At 44.4% G+C, this 12,270-nt stretch carries 21 protein-coding genes; 20 read left to right on the forward strand and 1 reads right to left on the reverse strand.

Features of this window, described 5'->3' with window-relative positions; translation table 11 throughout:
- On the reverse strand, positions 1-151 hold a 151-nt coding region (locus tag CWE12_RS06955; RefSeq protein WP_133306975.1), incomplete at its 3' end, for a transposase.
- 103 nt (positions 152-254) lie between these two features.
- Between CWE12_RS06955 and CWE12_RS13755 the strand changes: the two genes are divergently transcribed.
- From CWE12_RS13755 to CWE12_RS07055, 20 genes are all read left to right on the forward strand, one after another.
- Entirely contained in the window at positions 255-551 is a 297-nt protein-coding gene (locus CWE12_RS13755) for an Imm26 family immunity protein (RefSeq protein ID WP_157981939.1), read from the forward strand.
- A 216-nt stretch (positions 552-767) separates the two neighbouring features.
- The gene (locus tag CWE12_RS06965) at positions 768-1,295 is read left to right on the forward strand and encodes a hypothetical protein (RefSeq protein WP_126788981.1); all 528 of its coding nucleotides are present in this window, start codon (positions 768-770) and stop codon (positions 1,293-1,295) included.
- A 91-nt stretch (positions 1,296-1,386) separates the two neighbouring features.
- Entirely contained in the window at positions 1,387-1,854 is a 468-nt protein-coding gene (locus CWE12_RS06970; protein ID WP_126788982.1) for a PIN domain-containing protein, read from the forward strand.
- Between the two features lie 115 nt (positions 1,855-1,969).
- Complete coding sequence (locus tag CWE12_RS06975; protein WP_126788983.1) at positions 1,970-2,422, forward strand: hypothetical protein; 453 nt, start codon at positions 1,970-1,972, stop codon at positions 2,420-2,422.
- Positions 2,406-3,011: a hypothetical protein gene (locus CWE12_RS06980; protein WP_126788984.1), complete on the forward strand. Its 606-nt coding sequence runs from the start codon at positions 2,406-2,408 to the stop codon at positions 3,009-3,011. Before CWE12_RS06975 ends, CWE12_RS06980 begins: the two co-directional genes overlap by 17 nt.
- A gap of 175 nt (positions 3,012-3,186) precedes the next feature.
- Complete coding sequence (locus CWE12_RS06985) at positions 3,187-3,960, forward strand: hypothetical protein (protein ID WP_198675714.1); 774 nt, start codon at positions 3,187-3,189, stop codon at positions 3,958-3,960.
- Positions 3,961-4,076: 116 nt separating this feature from the next.
- Positions 4,077-5,108 (forward strand): hypothetical protein, encoded by a 1,032-nt coding sequence (locus CWE12_RS06990; RefSeq protein WP_126788986.1) that lies wholly within the window; start codon positions 4,077-4,079, stop codon positions 5,106-5,108.
- Complete coding sequence (locus CWE12_RS06995) at positions 5,098-5,502, forward strand: hypothetical protein (RefSeq protein WP_126788987.1); 405 nt, start codon at positions 5,098-5,100, stop codon at positions 5,500-5,502. Before CWE12_RS06990 ends, CWE12_RS06995 begins: the two co-directional genes overlap by 11 nt.
- A 221-nt stretch (positions 5,503-5,723) precedes the next feature.
- On the forward strand, positions 5,724-6,485 hold the full coding sequence (locus CWE12_RS07000; protein WP_198675715.1) for a DUF2971 domain-containing protein: 762 nt from the start codon (positions 5,724-5,726) through the stop codon (positions 6,483-6,485).
- A 383-nt stretch (positions 6,486-6,868) separates the two neighbouring features.
- A complete protein-coding gene (locus CWE12_RS13760; protein WP_126788988.1) occupies positions 6,869-7,075 on the forward strand; it encodes an RRXRR domain-containing protein in 207 nt (68 codons plus the stop codon).
- 81 nt (positions 7,076-7,156) lie between these two features.
- The gene (locus CWE12_RS13765) at positions 7,157-7,348 is read left to right on the forward strand and encodes a KTSC domain-containing protein (protein ID WP_420836634.1); all 192 of its coding nucleotides are present in this window, start codon (positions 7,157-7,159) and stop codon (positions 7,346-7,348) included.
- 126 nt (positions 7,349-7,474) lie between these two features.
- Entirely contained in the window at positions 7,475-7,753 is a 279-nt protein-coding gene (locus CWE12_RS07015) for a type II toxin-antitoxin system RelE/ParE family toxin (RefSeq protein WP_126788990.1), read from the forward strand.
- Positions 7,753-8,049, forward strand: a complete 297-nt coding sequence (locus CWE12_RS07020; RefSeq protein WP_126788991.1) for a HigA family addiction module antitoxin — start codon at positions 7,753-7,755, stop codon at positions 8,047-8,049. Before CWE12_RS07015 ends, CWE12_RS07020 begins: the two co-directional genes overlap by 1 nt.
- 88 nt (positions 8,050-8,137) lie before the next feature.
- Positions 8,138-8,395: a superinfection immunity protein gene (locus CWE12_RS07025; protein WP_126788992.1), complete on the forward strand. Its 258-nt coding sequence runs from the start codon at positions 8,138-8,140 to the stop codon at positions 8,393-8,395.
- Positions 8,396-8,430: 35 nt separating this feature from the next.
- Positions 8,431-8,844 carry a hypothetical protein gene (locus CWE12_RS07030; protein WP_126788993.1) on the forward strand — a complete coding sequence of 138 codons (414 nt, stop codon included), beginning with the start codon at positions 8,431-8,433 and terminating at the stop codon, positions 8,842-8,844.
- A 180-nt stretch (positions 8,845-9,024) separates the two neighbouring features.
- Entirely contained in the window at positions 9,025-9,822 is a 798-nt protein-coding gene (gene sseB / locus CWE12_RS07035) for an enhanced serine sensitivity protein SseB (protein WP_126788994.1), read from the forward strand.
- 85 nt (positions 9,823-9,907) lie between these two features.
- Positions 9,908-10,924 carry a hypothetical protein gene (locus CWE12_RS07040; RefSeq protein ID WP_126788995.1) on the forward strand — a complete coding sequence of 339 codons (1,017 nt, stop codon included), beginning with the start codon at positions 9,908-9,910 and terminating at the stop codon, positions 10,922-10,924.
- Between the two features lie 145 nt (positions 10,925-11,069).
- Positions 11,070-11,294, forward strand: coding sequence for a hypothetical protein (locus CWE12_RS07045; protein WP_126788996.1), 225 nt, complete (start codon positions 11,070-11,072; stop codon positions 11,292-11,294).
- 98 nt (positions 11,295-11,392) lie between these two features.
- The gene (locus CWE12_RS07050) at positions 11,393-11,653 is read left to right on the forward strand and encodes a hypothetical protein (protein WP_126788997.1); all 261 of its coding nucleotides are present in this window, start codon (positions 11,393-11,395) and stop codon (positions 11,651-11,653) included.
- A gap of 40 nt (positions 11,654-11,693) precedes the next feature.
- Entirely contained in the window at positions 11,694-12,254 is a 561-nt protein-coding gene (locus tag CWE12_RS07055; RefSeq protein WP_126788998.1) for a hypothetical protein, read from the forward strand.
- Positions 12,255-12,270: the final 16 nt, after the last annotated feature.

Consider the following 12,270-nt stretch of genomic DNA (forward strand, 5'->3'; position numbering starts at 1 on the left):
CGTTGACTTCCATACCAGCGTATTTACTGCGCCAGTTGTAAAAAGTGCCATTGGATATGCCTAGGCGACGGCAAATGTCCTCGACCTTGGCTCCAGCCTCGTGCTCTTTGATGGCCTTGATGATTTGTTCTTCGCTGTAACGTTTTTTCATTTTGAGATCTCCACTTGACCCATTTTAATGGAAATCTCATCGATGTCATGGTTCTATTCGTGGGGGAGAGGTCAGAGCAAAGCGATGGACTGAAGGGAACGTAGTGGCGGTTCCGCTCGAGGATGGGGGATTCGGCTTTGGCGTTGTCGTTGAGGAACCATTGATAGCATTCTTCACACGCCGAGCCAATACCAAGGAGATGCCGGCCGATATTTCGAGTGCGCCTATTGCCTTCTCGGTATGGGTGATAAACAACGCTATCGGTAAGGCCCACTGGTCTATCGTTGGCACTATAGATTTGCCGTCACACGTAGAACTGGACCCTTGGTTTTTTAAAAAAGACATCATCTCTGGCAAGTTTATATCGCCATCCGGAGGAAAAGCGTGCTTTGCGGGATGATTGTGTCAATTTGGAGCGAGCGGCGGTGTGGGAGCCGGAACACGTTGAATCCCGATTGACTGATTTATTGGCTGGCCGTGAACACCAGAACAAATGGGTACGTTCTCTCGCACTATAACCAGAGGAAACGTAACCAGTTGCTGCACACGGGAAAATTACTCGCTACGCTCCGAATTTTCCGGTGAGCAAAGCGTTACATGGCTTAAGGATGACAGTGTGGAATTTGAACTAAGTAAAAAAACGCAAGAGGATATTGCCTTCCTAGATAGGATGTCGCTCGAAGAGGTGATAAGTTGGCCCATTGATTACGAAGCTAACAGGCAAACATTCTCAGAAACATCAGACGTCTTAGATATGTGGCTGGGAGGAAAGAAGTGGAGAGAAACAGAACATAATTTCATCCAATTTGGTCAAGACGGCTGTGGCTCTTTATTTTGTCTTTGGTTCTACCCTGATTTGAAAGGTGAACCGCCGGTGGTTTTCTTGGGTTCCGAAGGCGAAAGAGCACTTGTTTCAAATAGTGCCCATGATTTTGTATGGCAAATCACTTCTGGGAAAGTTTTCTTCGATGGCTGCTGGCTTGATCCAGATGATGAAGAGAAAGACGAGTTGGATTGGGAGCTGCTATTCAAGAAAGCAAAATCTTATACAGGCTCGCTCTGCGAAAACCCATCAGAATTAACAAGCTCAGCACAAGCTAATCATCCAGATATTTCCTCATGGATTGAAGGCAATGTCGAGTAAACATGTAACAAGTCAAAGCAGCATCGCCCTTCGGGCTGGACGCGCTAACGCGCGCCGCTGTGTGAGGCGTTAAGAGTACAAGGAGAGTCTCATGGCACTAGATCCGTTTTATGCAAATATCTTTATTGACTCATGTGCATTTGATCCAAAATATGAGCCGGAGACCAGTGCATCAGATGAAATATTTGAGCGCTATGAAAAGGGAGAAATAAACCTCGTTGTCGCTCACTCAACTCTTAAAGAGTCTGAGCACCCAAATACTCCAACGCATGTCAAAGCCGCTGCAGCTAAGAAGCTCTACACCATCGAAACTGGGTTGGCGCAGCACGAGCGGCAGAAGAAGCAGGAGATATGGGATATTCTCACTGGTAATGGCAAGCCCGAGAAAATGCAGCAGGATGCCGAGCATGTGTTTGAGGCCCATAAGTATGGAGGCTATTTCATTACCACCGACAACCGTATACTGAAGCTACGTGGCGAGTTACACAAAATTTGTAATGCCCATATTGTGAAGCCAGGCGAGTTGTTGGCCCTAATCGAAGAGCATGAAAACTCTTAACAAATCAATCAATGGCGCCCCTGCGGGGCTGGACCTCCACTCCGCAGCTTCGCCGCCGCGTTCCGGCCCATTATTGAAGCGTTAACTATTTCTATGAGTGAGGATATCCCCTGATATGAAAGATAAGTTTGAGGATCTGAATAAATGGCCAGAAATTCTGGACTGCTTGGAGGTTTGTGATGAATTCACTTTTAAGGGCTTTTCTTCAATTGTCGAGTCCAAATGTTCGTTGACTATTATTGTCAGGAAGTCGGACAAATTGATGATTGTGATATGTAGCCAGTTAAAGGATTATTACGGTACTTCTGTAACTAACGCGGCTGAAATAATAAGAGAGGATCTGATTAATCTTAGTAAAATATCGAAAAACGCGAAATGGTTTGAACACTACCCAACAGGTGTAGGCCTTTTGGAGCATTCATATTCTCTTATGCCAGTTGAATTTGACGAAAATGGTAGCCCTAGCTGGGGTAGAGCTGTTAGCTGGGAAGCTTTGGCTGATCATTTAACTATTCCTAAAGAGGCCCTCGCTATTGGGTATGGTGGTGAACTTGCCGAATGCGCCTGAAGCAATAGGAAAGATTGAACTTAATTGGCAGAGAGTGGCTTATCGGCTATCTGCTAAGGTGCCGACATTGTATTTTGATGCCGGAGCAAGGTTTGATGACGCGACAGATGAGTTTTTAGTGCGTCAACTTTTAAGAGAGATTCTGATTGATACGTTATCAGAGTCATTTGTTACTTTAAAAGAGCAGCCGTATCCAAATGCGAGAAAAAGGATTGATCTTACACTTGGACCTCCTAAAGAGGCGCATGATACCGCTATTGAAATAAAAAGTGATGGGGCTACGCCAGGCCAGATAAAAGAGGACTGGTCTAAGTTGCTAAAGTGTGCTCATCCAATAAGGCTTTCTATTTTTTCAGGAGTTGTTGAACAGCGCAGGCACACAACACTTGAGAAAGAATTCTCTAGTAAACTATTTACTATCGAAGAGAATTCACAAGTGCATGAGATTGCGTGTCCGGCTTTTAGATTTACAATAGATGAATTACAAGGTAAAGATAAAAAGGATCTAGTAGCATTCTGCTGGATTTGGTCTATTGGGAAAGACGCCAGATCGCTACCAAAGATTGACTTCCCGATAGTTAGGGGGTGACTGAAGTCCATGGGTTAACCAATATTTGCAGTTCGTTCCGGGCCTAGAGGCTCTCCAACGGACAGCCTTGCCGCCGCTTCGCTCTGCCAAGGCTGCCGCTGAACAACGGCGTTAGGTGCCAAATGACATGAAGCGATATAGAGTTCTAGCATACGATTTCGACACCCGAGCAGTCATGCTTAATACAGAAATCAAAGATGACTGGGAGGAAAGTAATAGTCAGCTTTGGCTTCAAAACAAACGATCTATTCGTGATGGCTTAGTGTTTGAGTTTGGAGCTAAAGATCACGAACGCAAAATTGATGACTTTACAGTGCTTGGCGCTAACCCTCTGTCTTTGATCTCCTTTCACAACGTGTTCATGAGGCAGTGCCGGAATGCGTTCGTACATGGGAGTTACTATCCGGCGCTGGTTTCTGCTTGTACTCTTGGAGAACGGATGCTTAACCGATTAATCCTTCACTTACGAGGTTATTATAAATCAACACCTGAGTATAAAAAGGTCTATAGAAAAGAGTCCTTCGACAATTGGGATGTCGCTATTGAAACACTTATTTCATGGTCGGTGCTTCTTCCAGAAGCCGCTGACCTTTTCAGAAAACTAGCAGGGGTTCGCAATCAATCCATTCACTTCAACCCTGAAACAGATAACACTGCCAAGGAAGGTGCACTCGAAGCAATACAAACCTTACAACAAATTATAAAAAAACAGTTCTCTTCGTTTGGTGGGCAACCTTGGTACATTTCGGGTACTAAGGGGGCGATGTACGTGGCTAAAGAGCATGAGGAAACGCCTTTTGTTAAAGAAGTCGTTTTGCCAAATTGTGTATTGGTAGGGTCTCAGCATAGGTTGGAACATGGCCACAGCGGCTGGGTTGTGCACGATGATCATCCTTATCCAGAAAAAGAGATTACAGATGAAGAGTTTGTTGCATTATTGTCAAGGTAAGCACCTAACAATCGCATCAAATTCGCTTCCTATCAGTCGCCGGACGCTCGCAAACTCGCGCCGTTTATGCGGGCGTTAGGCTAACACATAAGTAAATAGAATCATGGAAGTATCGAATGTCTAAGAATAGTAATTACGGATTTTTAAAGTTATTTACCAACTACTTCTGGCTTGGGATTGTTCTTGTTCTTTTGGCAATTTTAGTGGATTTACAATTTCCTCGAATGTTATTTGGTTATAGTGTATTAGTGAAAGCTGTTGAGTCTGTTGGTATAGCAGTTCTTGTTGCTTCAATCTTTACCTATGCCAGTGGTACGTCAGAATTTGTAGACAAAATAAGAAGTTTGTTGCAAGACATCGTTGTCAGCAGAAATTTCCTAGGGAATATAGACTCTGAAAGTAAGAGAGAAGCACTAAGTGCTCTAATCAAGCCGTCAATGGAAGAAAAGCAAGCATATTCAAATATTGAAGATTACCTAAATACATATATAAGCCAAGCAATGGATGTAACAAATAAGTGTGTACGAAGTAATTATTTAATAAATGCTAGAGCATATCTTGATTCCAATACAGTTTATGTTGATTCAAATATATCCTATCGTCTTTATCCGACTAAAGACGGTTATAGTGATATTAAAGTGGGTTTCCTCAAAGGAGAAGAGAAATCATCTTGCCGCAAGGTTGTGGTAAATACTCCGCATGGAGAGCGACAAGTAATTGAAGAATTTGAGTATGAAGATATTGAAATCGATGCTGGTTCTGCTCGACTATCAACAATACCACTGTCTAAATATGCAAAAAAATGCTCTCACCTTGATATCTCAATTGATATGACAGAAGCAGGTTCTGATCACTGGATAATGCTTTCATTCGCTACTCTTATTCCTACAGATGGGTTCAGGCATGTACTAAGATGTGAAGATGATCTTGTAATCAATGCTCATCATACCTTTATTCATGGAGCTAAGTTTTATGTTGATCAGCCTTCCAGAGTCGAGTTGACTGCTTCATGTAATGAATGGATAAATGAGGGGACTGGACTTTCAGTTTTAATTTCATTGCCCCATGTAGTAAACCCTAACAATTCAAAGCATCGGGCGCAGCAAGCTGCACCGGTGTTTGAGGCGTTAGGTGAATATGGAAGTTGAAACAAAGCAGGCATCATTCATTTCGGCGCTCTCTCGATGGAGAGACAGTTGCCTGTTCTACTTTAAATTCGACATGGTGTTAATTGCTGCGGTCGCAGCTATCGTGTCCTTCTTTAAGATCGAAGGCGAAGCGGTGCTCGGCCTTGCCGCTGATCACAAAGTAGCCCTGCATTACTTGATCGCTTTGCTTATATATGCGCTTCTATTCGAGGCGGCAATTACCAACACCTGTAATCGTCCGAATCTGTCGGCGGTACTGTCTAACGAGAGAAATAAATTTTGGCTGTATCTCGGATTCAAGTGGGCGTATGTATTTCAGGTCATTGCACATGCGGGGCTTCTAATTTTTTCTCTTGGATACGCAACTGGCTACGTCGAGAGTTTCATGCGGTAAGATCTCGATAGCTTGGGTGTTTCACCTAACAAGGCCAGTCACGGCGACGTCTACTACATTGCGGCTTCGCCTCCATTTCATAGCCGCGCGTGCTGAGCGGCGTTATAACCACAGAGAGTAACTGAAGAAATTGTTCACTTATCAAAAAGACAGTGCAAAGTATATACCACTATACAAAATCATCGACAGCGATAGAGCACATACTCAAACATGGACAACTTATGTTTTCATCATTTTTGGAAACAAATGATCCAAAAGAATCCAAAAATTGGTTCTTCATACCTGGAACAAACGAAAACAGAGATTTAACAGATTATACACCGGAATATTTTTCAGAAACCTTAAACCCTTACTTCAAAAAGCTAACAAAGCTGCTTTGCTTTTCTAAGGATGGTGAGTTAACTGGAAATCATATGATTGACACACCCAAAAGAGGATTTTGCAAACTGAGAATGTGGGCTCAATACGGTGGGAATCATGCAGGAGTTTGTCTTATATTTGATTTCAATAGGTTTACAAATCTGTTTCATGATGCATTTTCATCGGAGACTTATAAGTATGACCATGTTGACTACAAAGATCGGATTATTCAAGAAATGCAAATGGAATCCGCCTTCATTATCAATGTGGATCACTTAGAAAAGCATGGCGCGAAAGACTATGCTTACGAGCATATCTTAAAATATCAAAATAGGTTGTATTTCGAAAAGGCCAAAGATTGGGAGCATGAATCAGAGTTTAGATTTGCCATTTTTGAGCATCAAGATGAGATTTTTTTCGAATTCAAAAATTCATTGAAAGGAATTGTTTTTGGCCAAGATTGCAGCGAGTCTGATATTTCAAAAATAGTTAACCTGCAAAAGCTCAAGGTTTACAGTTTCAGAGACTGCGGTGGCGAAACTGCACTCCCTGGTTTGAGTTCGAGCGTACAAAATGGCTATAACAAGCAAAGGCATCGGATGCGTTCGGCACCGCTGCTTTGAGCGTTAGCCTTCAAAACCATTGAGCATCATGCCAGAAATGAGAGAATTAATAGAAGAACATAAGGTAATGGTTCCTAGGTTCTTGTCACGTAACCTAGGCATGCCAAAGCATACATTTGATGTGATAGTGCAGGGAGAAAACATAAGCATACCCTCGCGGCTCTATGGTGACGTTCCACCACCTTTGAACTGCTCTGACGCACAGCAGTTAGTATGGTCGTGCCTTTATTCAAGAATGTCAGACGGTTTTGTAAGGGAGCGATTTTTGAGGGAAGTTATTCATACCAATAGCCCGTATGTTGTTCCCTTTGTAATACAGCTATGTGGAGAGTATGTGATTGAGATTATCAGCATAATCCATAGCAATTTAGGTAAGTTAAACCGTGATATGTATATTGAATTCTTTAACGAAAATCCAGGATTTATACATCTCACTAGACAAAGGGCCATCAGTTATTGGAATTGCTATTTTCAATACGAAAAACCACTTAATGAAAGCAGGCTTGCATTTGAAGTTCTCAGCTACTTTGAAGTACCTAAGCCTAAGGCAAGTAACCCGACGCCGTAGGCACGGGTTCTTTTGGCGTTAAATGCTACAACACATCATGTATCTAACGGGTTCTGACCGGAGACCGGCTTAAAAAGGAGAGGGAACAATGGCAGAATGGGTAATGGTTAGGTCAACGGCTATTCGGCGTATTGGCTACGATTCCGACGCTATGCGCATGTATGTAGATTTTGAAGACAGCGACCCTGTCTACAGTTTTTGCAGGGTTCCCGAGAGAGTTTTCCGTGAGTTCATCAGTGCTAGGTCGGTGGGGCAGTACTACCATCAGTATATAAAGGATAGGTACGGCTGTTGAAGCGAAAGACATTTAACAAGCGGCTTATGTTCGCAGCCTTCGGCTGCCGGACGCTCGCAAGCTCGCGCTGCATAGCCGTGCGCTATACAGTTTGACACTGTTGCGCAACGCGCTACACTATAATCCATGATTAGAACTTTCAAGCACAAGGGACTGAGGCTTTACTTCGAAACAGGAAGTACCCGTGGTATTCAGGTGAAACATGCTACTAGATTGCGTTTGCAATTAACGGCGCTGAATACTGCGATGGAAGCTTCAGATCTCGACATTCCTGGATACAAACTCCATCCGTTAAAAGGTGACCGAAAGGGCATTTGGTCGATCACGGTCAGTGGCAACTGGCGTTTGACCTTTGAGTTTCGTGATGGCCATGTGTATCTGCTTGACTATGAGGATTATCACTGATGTCTGTAATGTTTAACCCAGCCCATCCGGGTGAATTTATATCTGCAACCTATATGGAACCTTTTGGCTTGAGTTGCCGTTATCTGGCGGCAAAATTAGATGTTTCACCGTCTACTTTGAACCGGGTTTTGAAGTGTCAAAGTGGCATTAGCCCGGAAATGGCTCTTCGTTTATCGAAAGCTTTAGGTAGAAGCCCTGAAAGTTGGTTGGCGATGCAGGATGCTTACGATTTGTGGCATGCAGGAAAGAATTTGAGTTTAGATAAGGTGCAGAAGGTTGAGCTTACAGCTGCATAACAAGTCGCATCAGTTCGCGCCTGCGGCGCCAGACACGCTAACGCACGTCGGTTATTTCGGGCGTTATGTTTCACCGGAGGAAAGGTAGATGGAGTTTTTAGAGAAGATATTTGTTAGTGAAAATTACATAATGATAGCTATTGTGGGTATTGTAGTTGTAGCTCTATGGTTCCTGCCTGCAGTCCTCGCTTTGTTTTTCAACCGCAAGCACTTCAAATTGATCTTACTTGCGTGTGTCCCTGCGGGGTTCTCATTAATCGCGTGGAGCGGAGTGTTGATTTGGGCGACCACTGGAAAGGTGGTCGAGAAGTACTCAAAAAAGGCCGAGTCTGACCCACAACCATAACAATTCGCCTCTGAGTTCGGCATTAGGTTTTAATTATGATTGTTGCTCCCTCATTTTTCCTCATAGGGCTTTTTCTCTTAGTTGGGTTTCTTGGAGTTACCTTGATACCAGCTATTTTTTTAGCGTGGCTGGGGAAAAATTCTCGACTATTTAGAATAAATAACCCATTCCGTGCTATTTACCTTACAGCGGGAATCGCATTTGTTGTTCGAGCTATCATCGCCGCACCGCAAATGGCGATTGCGTCAAACGTACAGGGTGTCGAGGTTTTCATTCCGCCTTATTTGATTTGCTTTTTCATTGTGGGCTTCATTGTTTTTAGTAGACGACTTGATAGTGAACACTATGGAAAAAAGGAGGCAATTATATCCGCCGGAATTTCGTTGGCTTGTGTATTATGGTATTTATTAGTTGAGTTAGCTGTATATACGTACATTGGGAAAACCTAAACACCCAATCAAAAATTCTGAATAAAATGAAATTTAAATATTTCCGTGACCCGACAATTTTGTCTTTAAGGTGGATAATGCATCGGCTTGTTCGATCTGTGGAAAGGGAGGGCTCTGGTTTAGTGCCGGTGGTTTCTATGGCGTAAATGAAATCTGCACGTGGGATGCAAGCTAAAAATCGTGGAAATAACTGAAGAAAATAAACTGGAAGAAATTTTACGCTTGGCAGCGGGGGAGCCGGCTCATCGGCCGCAGTTCTGTGAAGTCCTGCTGAGCTCGAAGGTATTTGTACTCGGAACAACCGCAGAGGCAGATACTGACGGAGAGGTCTATTTAGAGGCCGGCAGTAAAATCCAGATCAAACACTGGGAAAAGGCCGATGCGTCACCTGTCATCCCGTTCTTTTCATCGCTGGAAGTTCTGCAGAAATCGATTGAGCGCGAAGAATCATTCCTGGCTTTGCCGGCCCGTTCTTTATTTGAGATGACCGAGGGGGCCAGACTGGTTCTCAACCCTATGTCGGAGTATGGCAAGGAGTTTAGTCCCGAAGAAGTTGCTCAGCTGTTATCTATCGGCATTAGTCGGGCGCCGTCTCCAAGGGTGGTTGAGAAAGAAACTAAGGTGCTACTCGGCCAGCCGTCTAACTATCCCTCTAGAATGGTTGATTCTCTTACCCAGCTTTTAGCGAAGCACAGTAATGTTAAAAAAGCATACTTAGCGCTCATGCACGATACCTCTGTTGATGAAAGGCCACATCTAATAGTGGGCATCGAAGCAGAAGGCGGTAGTGAGAAGGTGATGAGGGAGGCCGGCAATGTAGCGGGTGATACTGCACCTGACGGTGAGCCAGTTGATTTATACCCGGTTCATGAGAATGAACAGGGGGTGAGCGACTACTTTATCAATCAAACCAAACCTTTCTATGAGAGAAAATGGGGCTCCCGACTCCGCTCATGGCTTGGTTCGGGTAGGGCATAGTAACAGCAGCGCTCTGATACAGTCGCTTTCCCCTGTAAGGTTTTGTTACTATTAGGGTTATTCGAACCTAAATGGACTTATTAACGTGATCAAATGGACTATTCGTGTACTTATCCTCATTCTTATCACTATGGTTATCGGTGCTGCTGCTCATCAAGTGAAGCGCTCGTGGAGCCTCCACCATCAAAGCATGGAGAGTCATAGCGAGCGAATTGACAAACACCGCACGGAACTTGCAGAGCTGCGTCATGAACTCGAGCAAGCCACGACGGGCGCCGCTAGCGACAGTACGGAAGAAGATATCCGTTTGCTGGAAACCAGAATCGCTGACGCCAATATTTTTATTATTGCCTTAGAAAAAGGAAAATCGCGGTTACAGCGCAGTTTTTTGCGGGTTTGGATTGGCAATGCCGTCATGTTCGGCACCTTTATTTTGCTGGGTTTGTATTATCTGCTCGGGTCTGAACCGGGCTTTAGCCGTGATGAGCGGCAGTGGCTGGAAAGCGAGCCCGGGAACATTCCTGGTCTGCAGCTTGCTCCTCAAAGCAGTCAGCGCGATGCTGCGCCAGCGCGTAACGCCTCGAACTTCTCTACCGGTCGACTAAAAGCAACCAACAAACACAAGCTTAAAGTAGTCCGCAGTAAAACCCTGACTATCATGGCACTCGCCTTTTTACTCTCGCCTCATGGGGCGCTTGGAGTCGAATTGTATTTTCTATATCAGTCGCTGACTGGCGGCCCCATTCCCATCCAGTTTATGGAGTGGGGCGGGTTTATGCAGAGCGTAATGTTGGCTATTCCTTTTAGTTTGGTAGGTCTCTATTTGCTTGGATCTGGTACCAGTAACGCGACGTTAGACAGCCGAAAAGAGCTGCTGACGCTGCCCGGTAACAAGCGCAACATTCGATTTCGTGACGTCGAGTCATTGCAGCTTAACAAGCTACTTACCACCGGTGAGCGCAGTTATGTGAATAACCAGATACAAGTGAACCTACAAAATGGCGAGAGCGTGTCGTTGCTAAGTCATGCTGACAAGGAACAGATTTACGTTGATATCATTCGCACCGCGCTGTTCATGCGAAAACCCTTGATTCTTACTTAACCGGAGCAACGTGTCCTGCGGTGAAGCGTGTTGCTAGCTTTGGACTTACATCGAGTTGTAATCCATGAAGCATAAAATTATCTGCGCCCTAATACTCGCTCTTTTCCTTGGTTCTTGTAGCCAGGCTCCTGCAAGCCAGGAGTATATGCCGCTTGTCTTAGATAACCGGGAGGGCTTCGTTGAAGACCCTGCGTTGCTTACTAAAGAGCATGTAGACCGGGTGGAGCATGTTTTACGATTTTACGACGTGGAGTTTGATCGGGTGTCGGATACACGGCTGCTGATTAGTTCGTCTATTGATAAAGACAGCCTTTGGAATTTCACCAAAAAAGCAGAGGACAGCGAGTGGCTCGAGAACCATCCGCTGTGAGTAGGGGCCGCTATGAGTGGGGGATAACCAACTGCGGCCCGTGTAGTTTCTAAAAAAAAGCTCGGTGAGCCGAGCATTCTAAATCAGGGAGAATAAAAATGAATAAAGCCAGAAAACAGGCTACTACAAGACGAAACATTGCGATCATATTTTTCGTACTTGCTGCTGGAAACATATTGATGAAAATATTTGGTCTTTCTTCACTCGATACTTCATCTGCCTCTACATTCAATGGTGCTATAGGCATTAAACTTGGCTACTACTCAGCTCCATTGATTCTGGTGGTTGTTGGCTGGTTTTTTCTTGATTCCAGCAAAAATAAAGCACTGGAAGCGGAGTCAATAGAAGCCCGTAAATGACCTTTAAGAAATCATTTACTATCGGAACACGGAGAAGGCATTGAAATATAAGGAAATATTGCGAACCTTATGTGTTCTGCTTCAAGTGGTTTTTTTAGCATCCTGTGCCTCAACGGCGGATAAAGATGAGGCGACGACGCCTGAGGATGAGTATAGAAATTTAATGAGTGCAGCGTCATATATGAGGGTCCTTGAGCTTTATGTAGCCGGAGTTGCTCATAGCTGCACGGATCTCCTTGGACAAGACGACGCGATAATGGATGGCATAAGTGATGGCTGGAAAACCAGAAATAGAGAATATATAGACGCTGGTAGGACGTTAATCATGGCGCAGGCGTACCTTAACATGAAACTAAGACAGGCAGAGTTAGGGGAGGATAAGGGATTCGCTGTAGCGCGCGCGGAGGCTGCGGAGTTTGGTGCTGCGATAGAGAGGGATAGTGCTCGGATGGCCAATGCCCATCTTTCCGGGAGTCATAATGACCAGCTAGAAAGCTGCAATAACTTTGCGCATCAAGTTAGCACTGGACGCTATGACATAACTCCCCGGTTAGACCGTTATCTTCAGTTGCAAAAAATGGTACAGATAACGGAAAGATAACTACGGTATGTGTTAG

This window comes from Aliidiomarina sedimenti (assembly GCF_003986955.1).
GTDB lineage: Bacteria > Pseudomonadota > Gammaproteobacteria > Enterobacterales > Alteromonadaceae > Aliidiomarina > Aliidiomarina sedimenti.